The organism is Pseudomonas sp. RIT357 (genome assembly GCF_000632245.1).
Taxonomy (GTDB): domain Bacteria; phylum Pseudomonadota; class Gammaproteobacteria; order Pseudomonadales; family Pseudomonadaceae; genus Aquipseudomonas; species Aquipseudomonas sivasensis.
In genome coordinates this window covers 373,339-391,483 of the sequence record NZ_JFYX01000046.1, presented here as the reverse complement: position 1 = coordinate 391,483, position 18,145 = coordinate 373,339, and the positions used below count along the sequence as shown (strand labels likewise).

Annotated in this window: 15 protein-coding genes; 10 read left to right on the top strand and 5 right to left on the bottom strand. The window is 62.0% G+C overall.

The window, feature by feature from the left end; translation table 11 throughout:
• The first annotated feature begins 364 nt into the window (after positions 1-364).
• From prmA to BW43_RS04270, 8 genes are all read left to right on the top strand, one after another.
• On the top strand, positions 365-1,243 hold the full coding sequence (gene prmA, locus BW43_RS04235; protein ID WP_032890627.1) for a 50S ribosomal protein L11 methyltransferase: 879 nt from the start codon (positions 365-367) through the stop codon (positions 1,241-1,243).
• Positions 1,244-1,273: 30 nt separating this feature from the next.
• On the top strand, positions 1,274-2,506 hold the full coding sequence (locus BW43_RS04240; RefSeq protein ID WP_032890625.1) for a DUF3426 domain-containing protein: 1,233 nt from the start codon (positions 1,274-1,276) through the stop codon (positions 2,504-2,506).
• A gap of 185 nt (positions 2,507-2,691) precedes the next feature.
• Complete coding sequence (gene dusB, locus BW43_RS04245; RefSeq protein ID WP_017527884.1) at positions 2,692-3,705, top strand: tRNA dihydrouridine synthase DusB; 1,014 nt, start codon at positions 2,692-2,694, stop codon at positions 3,703-3,705.
• Complete coding sequence (gene fis / locus BW43_RS04250; RefSeq protein WP_032890623.1) at positions 3,702-4,022, top strand: DNA-binding transcriptional regulator Fis; 321 nt, start codon at positions 3,702-3,704, stop codon at positions 4,020-4,022. Before dusB ends, fis begins: the two co-directional genes overlap by 4 nt.
• 81 nt (positions 4,023-4,103) lie before the next feature.
• Complete coding sequence (gene purH / locus BW43_RS04255) at positions 4,104-5,711, top strand: bifunctional phosphoribosylaminoimidazolecarboxamide formyltransferase/IMP cyclohydrolase (protein ID WP_032890621.1); 1,608 nt, start codon at positions 4,104-4,106, stop codon at positions 5,709-5,711.
• Between the two features lie 177 nt (positions 5,712-5,888).
• Positions 5,889-7,181, top strand: coding sequence for a phosphoribosylamine--glycine ligase (gene purD, locus BW43_RS04260; protein WP_032890619.1), 1,293 nt, complete (start codon positions 5,889-5,891; stop codon positions 7,179-7,181).
• A 101-nt stretch (positions 7,182-7,282) separates the two neighbouring features.
• Positions 7,283-10,057, top strand: a complete 2,775-nt coding sequence (locus BW43_RS04265) for a hybrid sensor histidine kinase/response regulator (RefSeq protein WP_032890617.1) — start codon at positions 7,283-7,285, stop codon at positions 10,055-10,057.
• Between the two features lie 165 nt (positions 10,058-10,222).
• The gene (locus BW43_RS04270; RefSeq protein WP_032890615.1) at positions 10,223-10,819 is read left to right on the top strand and encodes a MarC family protein; all 597 of its coding nucleotides are present in this window, start codon (positions 10,223-10,225) and stop codon (positions 10,817-10,819) included.
• Here BW43_RS04270 and BW43_RS04275 read toward each other — a convergent pair.
• The 5 genes from BW43_RS04275 to cobG form a co-directional block, all read right to left on the bottom strand.
• Complete coding sequence (locus BW43_RS04275) at positions 10,816-11,595, bottom strand: hypothetical protein (protein ID WP_032890613.1); 780 nt, start codon at positions 11,593-11,595, stop codon at positions 10,816-10,818. The genes BW43_RS04270 and BW43_RS04275 overlap by 4 nt on opposite strands.
• A gap of 234 nt (positions 11,596-11,829) precedes the next feature.
• Positions 11,830-13,467: a precorrin-3B C(17)-methyltransferase gene (gene cobJ / locus BW43_RS04280; RefSeq protein WP_032890611.1), complete on the bottom strand. Its 1,638-nt coding sequence runs from the start codon at positions 13,465-13,467 to the stop codon at positions 11,830-11,832.
• The gene (locus tag BW43_RS04285; RefSeq protein WP_032890609.1) at positions 13,467-14,198 is read right to left on the bottom strand and encodes a precorrin-2 C(20)-methyltransferase; all 732 of its coding nucleotides are present in this window, start codon (positions 14,196-14,198) and stop codon (positions 13,467-13,469) included. Before BW43_RS04285 ends, cobJ begins: the two co-directional genes overlap by 1 nt.
• The gene (locus BW43_RS04290; RefSeq protein ID WP_032890608.1) at positions 14,198-14,824 is read right to left on the bottom strand and encodes a precorrin-8X methylmutase; all 627 of its coding nucleotides are present in this window, start codon (positions 14,822-14,824) and stop codon (positions 14,198-14,200) included. The genes BW43_RS04285 and BW43_RS04290 overlap by 1 nt, the downstream gene beginning before the upstream one ends.
• Entirely contained in the window at positions 14,817-16,106 is a 1,290-nt protein-coding gene (gene cobG, locus BW43_RS04295; protein WP_081797847.1) for a precorrin-3B synthase, read from the bottom strand. Before cobG ends, BW43_RS04290 begins: the two co-directional genes overlap by 8 nt.
• Positions 16,107-16,201: 95 nt before the next feature.
• Here cobG and BW43_RS04300 point away from each other — a divergent pair, with 95 nt between their 5' ends.
• Together BW43_RS04300 and BW43_RS04305 are read left to right on the top strand one after the other, a co-directional pair.
• A complete protein-coding gene (locus tag BW43_RS04300; protein WP_032890604.1) occupies positions 16,202-17,407 on the top strand; it encodes a bifunctional cobalt-precorrin-7 (C(5))-methyltransferase/cobalt-precorrin-6B (C(15))-methyltransferase in 1,206 nt (401 codons plus the stop codon).
• The gene (locus BW43_RS04305) at positions 17,404-18,123 is read left to right on the top strand and encodes a cobalt-precorrin-6A reductase (RefSeq protein ID WP_032890603.1); all 720 of its coding nucleotides are present in this window, start codon (positions 17,404-17,406) and stop codon (positions 18,121-18,123) included. Before BW43_RS04300 ends, BW43_RS04305 begins: the two co-directional genes overlap by 4 nt.
• Positions 18,124-18,145: the final 22 nt, after the last annotated feature.

The window sequence follows — 18,145 nt, the reverse complement described above, 5'->3', positions numbered from 1 at the left end:
ACCCATCGGGACCTGGTTCGTGATGAAGGCTTCTGCGAAGGTGGTGTGAACATTCACTACCTGGAACACAAACTGGCCAACCAGTAAGTGCTCCACCCAACAAAACCGCCTTCGGGCGGTTTTGTTGTTTCTGCACACCTGTTTTCCAGGATGCACACATTCCAAATGTGGGAGGGGGCTTGCTCCCGATAGCGGTGGATCAGTTACAGATACTGAGGCTGGCAGACTGCAATCGGGAGCAAGCCCCCTCCCACATTTGGTCCGCATTCACTCAGTAATGTCGTCTTATGCTGTTCGCTCGCGTAAACTTGCGCGCTTTCGCGACCTCGCTCGTCGCACACTCATTTTTTCAAAGGTGCCCGCCATGCCTTGGCTGCAAGTCCGTCTCGCCATCAGCCCAGAACAAGCCGAAACCTACGAAGACGCTTTCCTCGAAGTGGGCGCCGTCTCGGTGACCTTCATGGACGCAGAAGACCAACCGATCTTCGAACCGGAACTCAACACCACCCCGCTGTGGTCCCACACTCACCTGCTGGCCCTGTTCGAAGACGGCACCGATGCCGCCGCCGTGCTGGCCCATATGGAACTGCTCACCGGCGGCCCGCTGCCTGAGCATCACAGCGAAGTGATCGAAGACCAGGACTGGGAGCGCAGCTGGATGGATAACTTCCAGCCGATGCGTTTCGGTCAGCGTCTGTGGATCGTGCCGAGCTGGCATGCCGCCCCAGAGCCTGACGCAGTCAACCTGCTGCTCGACCCCGGTCTAGCGTTCGGCACCGGCACCCACCCCACCACCGCACTGTGCCTGGAATGGCTCGACGGCCAGGACCTGACGGACAGCAACGTGCTGGACTTCGGCTGCGGCTCGGGGATCCTGGCGATTGCCGCCCTGCTGCTGGGCGCCAAGGAAGCCGTGGGCACCGATATCGACGTGCAGGCCCTGGAAGCCTCCCGCGATAACGCCGGGCGCAACAACATTCCTGAAGGCAAATTCCCGCTCTACCTGCCTGAAGACCTGCCCCAGGTGCAGGCCGATGTGCTGGTGGCGAATATCCTCGCCGGGCCGCTGGTTTCCCTGGCACCGCAACTGTCGAGCCTGGTTAAGCCGGGTGGGCGTCTGGCGCTGTCGGGCATCCTTGCCGAGCAAGGCGAAGATGTCGCTGCCGCCTATGCCCAGGATTTCGAGCTGGATCCGATCGCTAACCGCGATGGCTGGGTACGCATCAGCGGGCGTCGGCGCTAGAATGAGCGCTTGCCTGAATCGGATGGCCGCATGACCGACAGTTTCGTCACCCAGTGCCCGCATTGCCAAACACGCTTTCGCGTCAACCACGCTCAATTGAGCGTGGCCCGTGGCGTTGTGCGCTGCGGCTCGTGCCTGCAAGTGTTCAACGCGGCTCGCCAGTTGCTGGAGCAGCGCGCCCATGCGCCGGAGCCTGAACAACCGGTGATCGCGCTGCCCCCTGAGGCACCGCGCGCCATCAGCCAAAAGCAATGGACCGCCGAAGAGCTGGACCTCGACAATCTGGACCTGGACGAAGAACTGGCCAAGCTGGAGCGCCGCGAGATTCAGCACACGCTGCCCGTGGGCGCGGAGCGTCGCCAACCGGGTGCCGAGCGCAGGCAGAAAGAAGACGCCCTCAGCGCCAGCCGTGAGACCGTCAAGGCCGAAGAAGAAAAATGGGCCGCCAGCCTGTTCAGCGAGCCGCCAGAAGAGCGCACCAACGTCTCGGAAGACGAGCCGGAATCGACCAAAGTCCCAGCAACCAAGCAGCGCACCGAACCGTCCATGTCGCATCACATCGACACTATCGACGACGAAACGCCGTTGCGCGCTTCGCCCGATGATGACGACATCGACCCACCGTTCACCCCGCTCACCCAGTCAGCGGACGAACCGGAACCCGAAGAGCGCCCCCAGTTTCGCCGCAAACGCCCACGCCCCGAGGCCGGCGTTCACGACGACCTGCTTCAGGACCTCGAAGACGATCCGCTGCACCTGTACGCGCAAAAACGCCCGCAGGGCTTGGGCCGCCGCCTGATCTGGATGCTGCTGGTGCTGATCGCCGCGGCCGGTCTGGCAGGCCAGTACATTGCCTACCAATTCGACGACCTGGCCCGCCAGGACGCTTACCGCCCATGGTTCCAGCAACTGTGCCCCACACTGGGCTGCACGGTGCCGTCACGGGTCGATATCGCCCATATTAAGAGCAGCAACCTGGTGGTGCGCAGCCACCCGGAATTCGCGGGAGCGCTGGTGGTGGATGCGATCATCTATAACCGCGCGACGTTCTCCCAGCCCTTTCCGCTGCTGGAGCTGCGTTTTGCCGACCTCAATGGCAGCCTGATTGCCAGTCGTCGCTTCAAACCCGCCGAATACCTCAGCGGCGAGTTGGCCGGTGTTAGCGAAATGCCATCTCAGACCCCGATCCATATCTCCTTGGACATCCTTGATCCGGGCAACAAAGCCGTGAATTACAGCCTGAGCTTCCACTCGCCCGAGTGAGGCGACCCATGCGCCGAAGCTTGACGGTGGATTATTGACTCGGCGCCGCGCATCCAAACCGGTGGCGATAAAGAAATAACTGTTCAGATTTTATCCAATCCAGCCTTTATCCAGTCATCGAGAGCGGGTATCATGCCAACCCTTTTTCGAACTCTAATGATCCGGCCCCACAACAGGGAAGTCCTATGTCGGCGGTACGCATCGGCCCATATACATTGCAGAACGGCTTGATCCTCGCCCCAATGGCGGGCGTCACCGACCAGCCCTTTCGTCAGCTGTGCAAGCGTTTGGGCGCGGGTCTTGTAGTCTCGGAAATGGTCACCAGCGACATGAGCTTGTGGAACACCCGCAAATCGCGGATGCGCATGATCCACGAAGGTGATCCCGAGCCCCGCTCGGTACAGATCGCCGGCGGTGATGCGCAGATGCTGGCGGATGCGGCCCGAGCCAATGTGGAGTTGGGCGCACAGATTATCGACATCAACATGGGCTGCCCGGCCAAGAAGGTCTGCAACAAGGCCGCCGGTTCCGCACTATTGAAAGATGAGCAGTTGGTTGCCGAGATCCTGCAGGCCGTTGTCGCCGCAGTGGATGTGCCGGTAACCCTGAAGATTCGTACCGGCTGGGACCGGGACAACAAAAACGGCCTGACGGTGGCGAAGATCGCCGAACAGGCAGGCATTACAGCGCTGGCAGTGCATGGCCGCACACGCGCCGATCTATACACCGGTGAAGCCGAGTACGACACCATCGCCGCAATCAAGCAGGCAGTGTCGATGCCCGTGTTTGCCAATGGCGACATCGACTCAGCCGAAAAAGCCCGGCGCGTGCTGCACGCCACCGGTGCCGATGGTTTGTTGATTGGCCGGGCCGCCCAGGGGCGTCCATGGATTTTTCGTGAGATCGAACATTTTCTGCGTACCGGTGAAGTCTTGCCTGCGCCGGAGTTGGTCGAGGTGGAACGTATTCTGCTTGAGCATCTGGCTGCACTTCACACCTTCTATGGAGACGTGATGGGCGTGCGCATTGCTCGCAAGCATGTGGGTTGGTATCTCGCAACCCTGCCGGGCGCCAGGGAGTTTCGCGCCGGGTTCAATCGTTTGGATGAAACGCAAGCACAGGTCACCGCCGTTCGTGAGTTTTTTGCCGAGCGAGACAAGAGCCTGAGAGCAGGGGACGGAGAAGGGGTGGCCGCATGACGATGATGACCGAGACTTTAGTGAGTGGAACAACACCCGTGAGCGACAACGTCAATTTGAAACAGCACCTCAACACGCCGAGCGAAGAAGGCCAGACCCTTCGCGGGAGTGTCGAGAAGGCGCTGCATAATTATTTCGCCCACCTTGAGGGCGCTTCCGTCACGGACGTGTACAACCTGGTGCTCTCCGAAGTCGAGGCGCCCTTGCTCGAATGCGTGATGAACTACGTCAAGGGCAACCAGACCAAAGCCAGTGAGCTGCTGGGCCTCAACCGTGGCACCCTGCGTAAAAAGCTCAAACAATACGATTTGCTGTAAGCATTCAATCCAACCAGAAAGGCGCCCGCGTAAAACCGGTCGCCTTTTTTGCTGACTCCTTTGCTTTTGATGGAAATTGAAATGACCGACCAGACTACCCGCCTGCCGATCCGCCGCGCCTTGATCAGTGTCTCCGACAAGACCGGGATCCTCGAATTTGCCCGGGAGCTGGAAGCCCTGGGCGTGGAAATCCTCTCCACAGGCGGGACCTTCAAACTGCTGCAGGACAACGGCGTGGCCGCAGTAGAAGTCGCGGACTACACCGGTTTCGCAGAAATGATGGACGGTCGGGTCAAGACCCTGCATCCGAAAATCCACGGCGGCATCCTCGGCCGTCGCGGCATCGACGACGCCATCATGACCGAGCACGGCATCAAGCCGATTGACCTGGTAGCGGTTAACCTCTACCCGTTCGAAGCCACCATCAACAAGCCAGGCTGCGACCTGCCGACCGCCATCGAGAACATCGATATCGGCGGCCCGACCATGGTTCGTTCGGCAGCCAAGAACCACAAAGACGTGGCCATCGTGGTGAACGCCGGTGACTACGCCCAAGTACTGGAAAGCCTGAAAGCCGGCGGCCTGACCTACGCCCAGCGCTTCGACCTGATGCTCAAGGCGTTCGAACACACCGCCGCCTACGACGGCATGATCGCCAACTACATGGGCACCGTGAACCAGGCCGCCGAGACCTTGAGCACAGAAGGCCGCAGCCAGTTCCCGCGCACCTTCAACAGCCAGTTCATCAAGGCCCAGGAAATGCGCTACGGCGAGAACCCGCACCAGAGCGCGGCGTTCTACGTGGAAGCCAAACCTGCCGAGGTGGGTATCGCCACTGCGACCCAACTGCAAGGCAAAGAACTGTCCTACAACAACGTGGCCGACACCGACGCCGCGCTGGAATGCGTCAAGAGCTTCGTCAAGCCGGCCTGCGTGATCGTCAAGCACGCCAACCCATGTGGCGTGGCCGTGAGCCCGGACGCGGAAGGCGGCATCCGCCAGGCGTACGAACTGGCCTACGCCACCGACACCGAGTCGGCGTTCGGCGGCATCATTGCCTTCAACCGTGAGCTGGACGCCGAGACCGCCAAGGCCATCGTCGAGCGTCAGTTCGTTGAAGTCATCATCGCCCCTTCCGTCAGCGAAGAAGCCCGCGCCATTGTGGCTGCCAAAGCTAACGTGCGTCTGTTGGCCTGCGGTGAGTGGTCGGCTGACCGCGCCGCAGCCTGGGACTACAAGCGCGTCAATGGCGGCTTGCTGGTACAGAGCCGCGACATCGGCATGATCGGCAGCGAAGACCTGAAAGTGGTGACCAAGCGCGCCCCTACCGAGCAAGAGATCAACGACCTGATCTTCGCCTGGAAAGTCGCCAAATACGTTAAATCCAACGCCATCGTCTACGCCAAGAACCGTCAGACCATCGGTGTCGGCGCTGGCCAGATGAGCCGCGTGAACTCGGCGCGTATCGCCGCGATCAAGGCTGAGCACGCTGGTTTGCAGGTTGTAGGTTCGGTGATGGCATCCGATGCGTTCTTCCCGTTCCGTGACGGCTTGGACAATGCAGCCAAGGCCGGCGTAACCGCCGTTATCCAACCGGGCGGCTCGATGCGCGACGCAGAGGTTATCGCCGCTGCTGATGAAGCTGGCATCGCCATGGTCTTCACCGGCATGCGCCACTTCCGTCACTAAACACCACTGCTTTCCTACTGTAGGAGCGAGCGGGACGCCTAGTTCTTGCTCGCGAAAAGCCCGAGAACGCCACGGGGAGTCAGATGCCCCCCGTTATCGTTGACGATCTTCGCGAGCAAGAACTAAGCGTCACCCTCGCTCCTACAGAAAGCACAGCGTTTCACAGAGGTTTTTGAAATGAATGTTTTGATCATTGGCAGCGGTGGCCGTGAACACGCCCTGGCCTGGAAAGTTGCCCAGGACCCACGTGTCCAGAAAGTTTTCGTAGCACCCGGCAACGCCGGTACCGCCATTGAAGCCAAGTGCGAAAACGTCGCCATCGACGTGCTGGCCCTTGAGCAACTGGCCGACTTCGCCGAGAAAAACGTCTCCCTGACCATCGTCGGTCCGGAAGTGCCATTGGTGGCGGGTGTTGTGGACCTGTTCCGCAGCCGTGGCCTGGACTGCTTCGGCCCTACCGCTGGCGCTGCCCAGTTGGAAGGTTCCAAGGCTTTCACCAAGGATTTCCTGGCACGCCACAAAATCCCGACCGCCGACTACCAGAACTTCACCGAGATCGAGCCGGCCCTGGCTTACCTGCGTGAAAAAGGTGCGCCAATCGTGATCAAGGCCGATGGCCTGGCCGCCGGTAAAGGCGTGATTGTCGCCATGACCCTGCAGGAAGCCGAAGACGCCGTGCGCGACATGCTCGCCGGCAATGCCTTTGGTGACGCCGGTTCGCGCGTTGTCATCGAGGAATTCCTCGACGGCGAAGAAGCCAGCTTTATCGTGATGGTCGATGGCAAGAACGTACTGCCGATGGCCACCAGCCAGGATCACAAGCGCGTCGGCGACGGCGACAGCGGTCCGAACACCGGCGGCATGGGCGCCTACTCCCCTGCCCCGGTGGTCACCAGCGAAGTGCATCAACGCGTTATGGACCTGGTGATCTGGCCGACCGTGCGTGGCATGGCCGATGAAGGCAATGTCTACACCGGTTTCCTCTACGCCGGTCTGATGATCGACAAGGCAGGTAACCCGAAAGTCATCGAGTTCAACTGCCGCTTCGGCGATCCGGAAACCCAACCGGTGATGCTGCGCCTGCAATCGAGCCTGGTGCTGCTGGTGGAAGCCGCCCTGGCTCAAGCCCTGGACAAGGTTGAAGCACAATGGGATCCACGCCCGAGCGTTGGCATTGTGCTGGCGGCCGGCGGTTACCCTGCCGACTACGCCAAGGGCGATGTGATTGAAGGCCTCGACGCTGCCGCTGTGCTGGAAGGCAAGGTGTTCCATGCGGGCACCGCGCTCAAGGATGGCAAGGTAGTGACCGCCGGTGGCCGTGTACTGTGCGCCACGGCAATGGGTGCCAGTGTCGACGCTGCGCAGCAACAGGCTTATGCACTGGCCAAGAAGATCGACTGGAAAGGTTGCTTCTATCGCACGGACATCGGCTACCGCGCCATTGCCCGCGAGCGTGGCGAAACCCAGTAACACTAGCTATCCGTTCGGTTAGGCAAGGGCCCAAGGCCCTTGCCGTATAAGGCTGCCCCGCGCATAGTTAACCGTGCATCAACCTACGAAGGGATTTCGCCGTGCGCTGGCTCAGGATCGCCATAGGTTTCACTGTCAGTCTGCTGACGCTGCTCTGCTTGCTCCCGGCCCAGGCCGCCGCGCAAGGCAGTGGCTGGGCAGTATTGCTTGATGAACAGGCCGACCTGCAACTGAGCGACATCCGTTCGCCCCGCTACACCAATCAATTCAGCCCCATCGAACTGGACCGCGTTACTGCTGCGCAGCCGGACGGTGCGTTGTGGGTGCGGTTCAAGCTGCAACCCGGCAAGCACGAACAAGTGCTGCGGATATTCGCTCCGGACCTGTCGCACCTGAGCCTCTACGTGCTGGACGGCGACACACTGGTCGAGCAACAAAGCACCGGCACCCGCCAGCCCCAGTCGGAACGCCCGTTACCCAGCAGCGACTTCATGCTACCGATGCCCCAGAGCCAGAAACCTCTTGAGGTCTACCTGCGTCTGGTGTCGGAACACGAACTTCGCCCCTATATCACCCTGGAACCGGCCGTGCTGGTCGCCGCCGACCAGACCCAGACGCTGATCTACGGCCTGCTGTTCGGCTGTCTGTTGATGCTGATCCTGCACAACCTCACACGCTTCGCTTACCACCGCTCGCGCAGCAGTCTATGGCTGGCAGCATCCGAACTGTTGTTGATGCTCAGCCTGGCGCTGCTGCTCAACCTGGTGGGCCCATGGCTGCCGAATTGGCACGGGATTCAGACCCCTGGCGCCTACCTGGCTCTGCTGCTGACCGCACCGTGCGGGCTGATGTTCGCCTATCGTTTCTTCATGCCCCTGGGTCCACACCCGCTGAACAAATTGTTGATGGCCGATATCCTGTTTATCGTGCTGTGTGGCCTGCTGCTGTTGTTCGTCAACACCCTGCCGCTGAACATCATGACCTACGCGCTGGTGGCGCTGGCGGGCCTGAGCATGCTGTTTGTCTCGTCATATCACTGGCAGAAAGGCTACCGCCCGGCACGCTTGTTCGTAGCCGGCATGGTGGTGTTCAACATCGGCACGCTGATTATCCTCCCCGCGTTGCTGGGTCTGACGATGGTGTCGCCCCAGGGGTTGATCATCACGCTGCTGGCGTTCATCTGCCTCAGCGGTCTGTTGATGAGCCTGGCCATGGGCGAGCGCCAGCGCGCGATTGTTGAGGCTCGCTTCAGCCTCAGTCGCGACCTGGCCGCCAGCAACGCCGAGATTGCCGCCAAGGCCGAGTTCCTGGCCAAGATCAGCCACGAAATCCGTACCCCCATGAACGGCGTGCTGGGCATGACCGAGTTGCTGCTGGGCACGCCGTTGTCGGTGAAGCAGCGCGACTACGTGCAGACCATCCACAGCGCCGGCAACGAGTTGCTCACACTGATCAACGAAATCCTCGATATCTCCAAGCTCGAATCCGGCCAGATCGAGTTGGATGACGTGCAGTTCGATCTCAATGCCCTGATTGATGACTGCCTGAGCATCTTCCGCGCCAAGGCCGAGCAGCAGAATGTCGAGTTGATCAGCTTTATCCAGCCCCAAGTGCCGCGCGTCATCAGCGGTGACCCCACACGCCTGCGCCAGGCGCTGCTGAGCCTGCTGGAAAACGCCCTGCACAAGACCGATGAAGGCGAAGTGCTGATCGTCGTTGCCCTGGACGACCGCAGCACCAAGCCACGCCTGCGCATTGCCGTGCAGGACAGCGGCCTGCCGATGGAGGCCGCCGAGCGCGACGCGCTGCTGCACAGCGAACTGCACAGCAAGAACTTCCTCTCGGCCACTCGCCTGAGCGGCCACTTGGGCCTGGTGATCGCACGCCAACTGATCATGCTGATGAACGGCGAGTTCGGCATCAAGAGTGGCAGCCATCAAGGCAGCACGTTGTGGCTGACCCTGCCGCTGGACCCGGAACGCCTGGAACACCCTACCTCCGACCTCGATGGCCCGCTCAAGGGCGCGCGCGTGTTGGTGGTGGACGACAACGACACCTGCCGCAAAGTGCTGGTGCAGCAGTGCACGGCCTGGGGCCTGAACGTCAGCGCGGTGCCATCGGGCAAGGAAGCCCTGGCATTGCTGCGCACCAAGGCGCACCTGCGTGATTACTTCGACGTGGTGCTGCTGGACCAGAACATGCCCGGCATGACCGGCATGCAACTGGCGGCGAAGATCAAGGAAGACCCGAGCCTGAATCACGACATTCTGTTGATTATGCTCACCGGCATCAGCAACGCGCCAAGCAAGGTCATCGCGCGCAACTGTGGGATCAAACGCATCCTCGCCAAGCCGGTCGCCGGCTACACGCTCAAGACCACCCTGGCCGATGAACTGACTCAACGCAGCAAAGGCGGCGTGCAGCCTCGCCCAGTGTTGAACGCCCCGGCTGCGGTGATCGTACCGAGCGATTTCAAGATCCTGGTGGCCGAAGACAACAGCATTTCAACCAAAGTAATTCGCGGCATGCTCGGCAAACTCAACCTCAACCCGGACACCGCCAGCAACGGCGAAGAAGCGCTGGAGGCGATGAAGGCCCAGCGCTACGACCTGGTGTTGATGGACTGTGAAATGCCGGTCCTCGATGGCTTCTCGGCCACCCAGCAGCTGCGTGCGTGGGAAGTCAGCCACCAGCGCATTCGCACACCAGTAGTGGCGCTCACGGCGCATATCCTCTCGGAACACAAAGAACGCGCACGCCAGGCAGGGATGGATGGGCATATGGCCAAGCCGGTAGAATTGTCGCAGCTGCGTGAGCTGGTGGAGTTTTGGGTGGCACAGCGTCAGCAGCGGGCGGAACACAGCACGGTTTCATGATCTGGAATGCAATGCCAATGTAGGTGGGGGCTTGCCCCCGATGGCGGTGGTTCAGTGACAGGTAATCTGACTGTTACACCGCCATCGGGGGCAAGCCCCCTCCCACATTTGAAGCCTATCGCCTGATAGACTCTCCCCCACTTTTCCTGCCGCGAGCCACTCCCCATGCTCCACGTGTTATTCAGCGTCTACCTGAAAATGCTGGTGCTCTACAGCCCGTTCTTCGTGCTGTCCTGCTTTATCAGCCTGACCCGTGGCTACTCCAGCAAAGAGCGCCGACGCCTGGCCTGGAAAGTGGCGCTGGCGACCCTGGTGTCGAGCGTATTGCTCTATCTGTTCGGCCGGGTGATTTTCAGTGTGTTCGGCATCACCGTGGATGCGTTTCGCATCGGTGCCGGCAGTGTGTTGTTTATTTCGGCCCTGGGCATGGCCCAAGGCAAGTCAGCGGTGCAGACCGATAACGTGCAGCAGGACGTGACCATCGTGCCGCTGACCATTCCCCTCACCGTCGGCCCCGGCACTATCGGTGCGTTGCTGGTGATGGGCGTCAGCCAGCCCCATTGGGATGACAAGATCACTGCCATCCTCAGCATCGCCCTGGCCAGCTTCACCGTTGGCGTGGTGCTGTACCTGTCCAACCGTATTGAACGCATTCTCGGTGACCAGGGCTTGCAGATTGTCAGCCGGTTGATGGGGTTGTTCGTGTGCGCCCTCGCCGCGCAAATTATCTTTACCGGCGTGCGTGGTTATCTGGTGCCCTAAATCCGGTACTTGGCAATTGCCAACTGCACTTTGTCGCCCGCACTCTCGCGCATCAATTGGATGGTTTTTTCGTTGACCACCGAGGTATTCAGCACCAGGCAGGTTTGCCCGCTGAAGGCCTCGACCGAGGAGCTGTCCCATTCAAGGAACGGCAACCCCACCTGCTTACTCACGCTTTGAGTGCTGTAAGTCACCAGCACCATTGTCAATTCGCCGTCCGCTTCTACGCAGGACGCCAGGCCGAAATCACCGCCCTGGTGCACCGTACTGTTGCGTTTGAACAGCTCAAAGGACGCCGGTTGTTGCTTCATGGCCTCCAACGCATCGGCCGCCAGTTTAGGCAGCGCCGTGATCAATGGCCCCGAAACCGACATCGATGCCAGCATCGTGGCGATGATATTCAGGGCCGCCAACTGCACCGACAAACCCTTGCCCGAATGTGAGACCCGCTCGAAACGGCTGCGCACCGGCAGCCAACCCAGGCTGATCATCACCTTGATAAATTCGTCGTACCAGGCCTCGGTACCTCGGTGAATCTTCAATACATCGCTGACATAGCTGCTGGCCAACAAATAGCTTTTGCGGATGTATTCCCGGTTCAGGCCGGACAGCCCCTCGGCAAACGACATGACGCTGTTGTTCACCACGGCAGCGTTGCAATCATCCTCGGCATTGATCGCCAGGGACGGCTGCTTGCCCGGCGCACCCGGCAGTTTGTAGGCGGCGATCAACTTGCGCCTTTTCGTACTGTTGATCCTTTTGTGTTGTCGCTCCATTTCAGTTCTCCACAAGCACCCCACATGGGGCTTGCTTGAACACTAGTCCAGGGGGCGATGGGCTTTCCAGACGACAAACATCCCTTGGCCAGACACGCCAACCAACCCACCCCAGCAATCACGCGGGGGCCCCGTGAGCGCTCGGTTTTTCCTCGTGTAAAAAAGAAAAAGCCCCGAACAACAGCAGAACAATCACTGCGTCATTCGGAGCTTTCCAGCAGCCAACAGGCCGTTTCAGGAGACGGGTTTTTCGCCGTACCAGCGAGGCGTATATACCCACTCACCACCACCGGCACGGGGGAATGTGCAGGTGGTGGACGAGCCGATCAGCACCATGGTGCGCATGTCCACTTGATCAGGCGTGAGTTGCCCAAGGGTGGTGACACGCAATGTCTGGCCCGGCCGGCCGATATCGCGGCCCAGCACCACCGGTGTTTGCGGCGTACGGTGCAGCGCGACGATTTCCAGGGCGCGGCCCAACTGCCACGGGCGTGACCGCGAGATCGGGTTATAGAACGCCAGGGCCAGGTCGGCCTGGGAAGCCAGATCCAGGCGTTTCTCGATGATCGACCAAGGCTTGAGGTTGTCCGACAGCGACATGACGCAGAAATCATGACCCAACGGCGCACCCGCCTGAGCTGCGGTGGCCAGAGAGGCCGAGACACCGGGCAGGATTTCCACGTCGACCTGATGCCAGGCAGGGTCGCTGGACTCGTGCAACGCCTCGATCACCGCCGCCGCCATGGCGAACACGCCAGGGTCACCGGACGACACCACCACCACCGAACGCCCTTGAGCGGCCAGCTCGAAGGCATGGCGCGCGCGCTGCATTTCTTCGCGATTGTCGGTGCAGTGCTGAACCTGGTCGTCGCGAAATGGCCCGGCCATGCGCACGTAGGTTTCATAGCCCAGCACATCGGTGCAACGTGCCAGTTCGGCTTTCACCGCCGGCACCATCAATTCGGCGGCGCCGGGGCCCAGGCCGATCACGGCAAGGCGGCCACGCGGGCGGCCAACGCGCGACAGGTCTAACGGCTGCTCGGCAACGTCAATCACGATGTCGGCATCCTGGATAACGCTGGTGAAACGCAACGGCACTCCCAATGCCGATGCGGCTTCATGCAGCGACGCCTCGGCCATCTGCGTGTCGCTGGCCAGCAGGCACGCCAGGGATTGCACGGCGATGCCGGCATCATGCAAAGCCCCTCGCACTCGCGCAGCCAAATCCGCACCCGGCTTGCAGGTGACAGATACCGTCTTCGGATAGATCAGCAATTCATTGGCCGCCGGCACGCGCTCGGCAGTGCCCACGTGAATCGCCAAACGCGCTTGCTGGTCTTGCGGCAAATTCGCTTGATCCAGCCACGGCGCCGCGCCTTCGATACGCACGCGTTCGCCGGCCAGCAGGTCGGACACGAAGCGCTTGCCCAGCTCCAGATCCGCCAGTTCATAACCCGCAGGCGGGTTGAGCAAACAAGTGCCGAAACGCAGCTCGCCACTGGTGGTGATCGCAGCCGCCACGTTGAGTGCGGCCGCGATGTCCCGCGCCATCACGTTCACACCGCCCAGGCCACCGAGCAACGGCACCACGGCGCTGCCATCTTCCGCCACGGCCAGCACGGCAGGTTCTTCGCCTTTTTCCAGCAGCAGCGGCGCCAGGGTGCGGATCACGATACCGGCGGCGCACAGGGCAATCAGCGGCGTGCCTTGCTGATACAACTGACGCAAGGTGGCGCCGAATTCGCTGTAAGCCTGGTCCGCACCTTCAACACGTCCGGCCAAGCCGTGGATCACTGCGCCGGGGTACACCTGCTGGATCTTGCGCGCGGTCGCCAGGCTGCCCTGGCCGAGGATGACAATTGCCGGATTCATCACCCTTGCCACCGTTCACCGGGCACGATGATCAGCGAGAAGTACGGTGAGGACGACGGGTCAACCTGATCCAGTGGCACGATTTTCTGGTTGGCCATGGTGGCGCGCTCCACATACAACGCGCGCTCGGCCAGGCCGAGTTCTTCCAACACTTGGCGCACCTTGGGGAAGTTGCGGCCCAGTTTCATGATCACCGCCGCGTCGGCATCCGCCAGGCGGCGCTTGAGGTCTTCATGGGGCAGCACACCCGAGAGCACCGACAGGCTCTGGTTGCGGTACACCAACGGCGCGCCCAGCACGGACGCGCCACCGAGCATCGAGCACACCCCCGGAATGACCTGCGCTTCGTAGCGCTCGGCCAAACGGTCGTGCAGGTACATGTAGGAGCCGTAGAAGAACGGATCGCCTTCGCAGATCACCGCCACATCGCGGCCGGCGTCCAGGTGCGCGGCCACGTCGATGCTGGCGGTGTCGTAGAAATCGCTGATCACTTGCTCGTAGGACAGCGGCGCCGGCAGTGCCTCGGTGGTCACCGGGTACACCAGCGGCATCAGGGTCTGTTGCGGCACCAAGTGGTCCTCGATGATGCCGAACGCGTTGCCCTTCTTGCCCTTGGCGACGAAGTACGCCACCACTGGCGATTCACGCAGCAGGCGCAGGGCCTTGAGGGTGATCAGCTCCGGGTCGCCGGGGCCGACGCCCAGGCCGATCAAACGTCCGCGTGCCTGCATTATTCGACCTCCGTGGCGAGTGCATTGACCGCCGCAGCGGCCATGGCGCTGCCGCCCAGGCGGCCTTGCATGATCACGAACGGCACACCACGACTGTCAGCGGCCAGCATCGCCTTGGATTCGGCAGCACCGACAAAACCCACGGGGAAACCGAGGATCAACGCCGGTTTCGGTGCGCCGGCGTCGAGCATTTCCAGCAGGTAGAACAACGCGGTCGGCGCGTTGCCGATCACCACCACACTGCCTTCCAGGTGCGGGCGCCACAGTTCCAGGGCAGCGGCGGAGCGGGTGTTGCCCAGCTCGCGCGCCAGTTGCGGCACGCTGTCATCGCGTAGGGTGCAGATCACCTCGTTGTTGGCCGGCAGGCGCGCGCGGGTCACGCCTTCGGAGACCATCCGCGCATCACACAGAATCGGCGCGCCAGCGGCCAGCGCATCGCGCCCGGCCTTGCCGGCGCCTTCGGAGAATTGCAGGCCGTCGATGGCGTCGACCATGCCGCAGGCATGAATCACCCGCACCGCGAGTTTTTCCAAATCAGCCGGGATACGGTCCAACTTGGCTTCCGCGCGAATAATGGCGAAGGAGTTGCGATAGATCTCCTGACCGTCGCGGATGTAATCAATCATCGATGTTGCTCCGTGGACGAGCGCGCAACAGGGCGCTCGCCGCTTCAATGGAAAGAGTGCGCGCGTGCAGCCGGCCGAAACCTGGGTAGGCTGCATCGCGAAAATAGAGGTCGTAGTGGCCGGGGCTCACCGCCAGCAAGGTGACCGGCGCAGTGTGCGCGGCGGCGCAGGAGCGCGGGCAGCCGGTCAGGTGCACGTCATGGTCGAGTTGCTGCGCAGCCAGTTGCAGGGCATCGGCCTTGGTATCGGCCAGGGCCTTGGCGCAGCCGCTGGAACCGGTGCAGGCGGTCAGGCGCGCCAGCGGTTGGTCGATGGTGCAAAGAAAGCCCAACTGCGCCAAGCGCTCGGTCACGGCGTGAGGTTTTTCGACGTTGGGCAACAGCACGCCTTGCCAGGGGGTGAAGCGCAAGGTGCCGTCGCCATAGTCGCGGGCGAGTTGTGCGGCGCCCTTGAGCATCGTCGAATCCAGGCGACCCAAGGGCGCGATAGCAGCGACATAGAACTGATTTTTTTGAGGCTGTGGATAAGTACCAAGGTGCAGTAAAGCGCCACTGGGCGGGCGTTTGAAGCCATCGGTCGGCAGCAGCGGCAGGCGCAGATGGCTCAGTAAGTTATCCACAGGCAAATGGCGCATGCGTGTTTGTTCTGGGGTGGCCAGGTCGAGAAAGGCTTCCAGCACGGCCACCACCAGCGCGTGGCCCTGATCCAATGGCACAGCTGCCAATGGCGCATCCAGGCCCGGACAGCCGGCCAGACCGAACGCGAGCAGCGTCTCGCCATCGCGTAGGAACGCCGACAGCCACAGATCGTGATGATGTTCGAGCATCGCCAGATCCTCACCGCCATCCAACTGCACGGCGAACTTGGCCGACAACTCATGGAAACGCGGGTGGTTTTGCAGGGTGGCGAGGATCTGCTCGGCCAGCGGGCGGGTGTCGAACAGCATCTGCGGGTCGATGCCGGCGCTGGGGCTGAGCATCAGATTGCGCACATCGTCACCGGCGGCGTTGCTCGGGCCGAGGCCTGCGGCCAGCAGCATGGCAATCAGCGCATCCTGCTCGGCGCCGATCCCGCGTATTTGCAGATTGGCGCGGTTGGTCGCCTCGATCACCCCGCCGGCATAGGCCTGGGCGGCATCCGCCACAGCGTCGGCTTGGGCTGAGGTGATCGAACCACCGGCCAATTTGATCCGGCAGATACCGCCATCCAAGGCCTGGACGATACGCAGCAACCCCGGACAAGCCGAGGGGCGCAAGGTATTCAGAGCGGGCGTTGGGTTCACGGGGCTACCGGTTCACAGGTAAAGGCGCGGTATTATGCCTGCTTTGTCCGGCGGCATGAAAAGCCTGCCCGTCGGATGTCGCTCAAGGAATGGATATGTCGCCCTGGCTGACGGTTGTAGGCATCGGTGAAGACGGCTTCAAGGGCCTGGGCAGAAATGCCCGGCATGCCCTGCTGCGCGCCACGCGGATTATAGGTGCTCAGCGCCAGTTGGACCTGTTGCCGGTGTGTATTCGCGGCGAGCGCCAAGTGTGGCCGAGCCCGTTTTCCCTTGAGCCGGTGCTGACGCAGCGCGGTACGCCTGTGTGTGTACTGGCCAGCGGCGATCCGATGTTCTATGGCGTGGGGGCCAGTCTGGCGCGGCAGGTCGCGGCTGAAGAACTGCTGATTTTACCGGCGCCGTCGTCGGTGTCGTTGGCGGCAGCGCGGCTGGGCTGGCCGTTGCAGGAAGTGGTGACGTTATCCGTGGTGGCCCGGCCGTTGGCGGCGATCAATGCGCATCTGGCCACGGGGGTGCGGTTGCTGGTGTTGAGCAATGACGGCAGCAGTCCTGCGTTGATTGCTTCGTTGCTGGCTGAGTCCGGGTTTGGGCCCAGCCGGTTGAGCGTGTTTGAACACCTGGGCGGTGTCGACGAGCGGCGCATCGATGGCTTGGCTGATGATTGGCAACACGCGCGCGTCGCTGATTTGAACCTGATCGCCATCGACTGCCTGGCCTGCAGCGACACACCGCGCCTGTCGCGCATCGCTGGCCTGCCCGATTCCGCCTTCCACCACGACGGCCAACTGACCAAACGCGATGTGCGCGCCATGACCCTCGCCCGCCTCGCCCCGATGCCCGGCGAACTGCTGTGGGACGTGGGCGCGGGCAGCGGCTCCATCGGTATCGAATGGATGCGCGCTCACCCAAGCTGCCGCGCATTGGCGATTGAAGCCGACGCAGGCCGCCAGGGCCTGATAGAACACAACCGCGACGCCCTCGGCGTGCCGGGTCTACAACTGATTCGCGGCAAAGCGCCGGACGCCTTGCATGGTCTGGAGGCACCGGACGCCATCTTCATCGGCGGCGGTGTCACCCGCGACGGCGTGCTCGACACCTGCTGGCAACACCTGCGCCCCGGCGGTCGGCTCGTCGCCAACGCCGTGACCCTGCAAAGTGAAATGACCCTGATGAACTGGCGCGCTCAACATGGCGGCGAACTGACGCGCATCCACGTCGCTCAGGCCCAGCCGCTGGGTGAATTCGATACGTGGCGGCAGGCGCTTCCGATCACCCTGCTGGAAGTGGTCAAGCCGCGATGAAACGGATTCTGCTGTTGGGTGGTGTGACCGAAGCGCTCGCCATCGCTCGCACGTTGGGCGCGGAGCATATCTACAGCCTGGCGGGCGTGGGCCGTGTGCCAACGGATCTCACCTGCCAAGTGCGTGTCGGCGGTTATGGCGGCGCCGAAGGATTGGCGCAATTTGTTCGCGACGAACAGATCAGCCTGATCCTCGACGCGACCCATCCGTATGCGGCGCAGATCAGCCGCAATGCCGCCGAGGCGGCAAAGGTGTGCGGTGTGCCGTGCTGGGCAGTACGTCGCCCAGCGTGGCAACCGCAGGCCGGTGACGACTGGCGTGAGGTGAGTGACTGGGCCGAGTTGATTACGGCGTTGAAACCCTTCAAGCGCCCGCTGTTCACCTTAGGCCGCGAGCCATTGCAGCATCTTGATGAAATCCCCGCCGACCAGTTCTGGACGCTGCGCGCGCTGGATGTGTATCCGGGCAATGAGCGGTGTGAAGTGATCGGTGCCCGTGGACCGTTTTTGATTGACGACGAGCGGGTGTTGTTTGAACGGCGTGGGATTGATGTGCTGATCAGCAAAAACAGTGGCAGCACGGCCACCGAGCCGAAGTTGGAAGTGGCGCGCGAGCGTGGAGTGCCGGTGTTGGTGTTGAAGCGGCCGGTGTTGGCGGCGGTGGACCGGGAGTTCCCAACGGTGGCGGCGGTACTGCAGGCAATCCACTCGCCTTGAATACCGAAGTTCAAATGTGGGA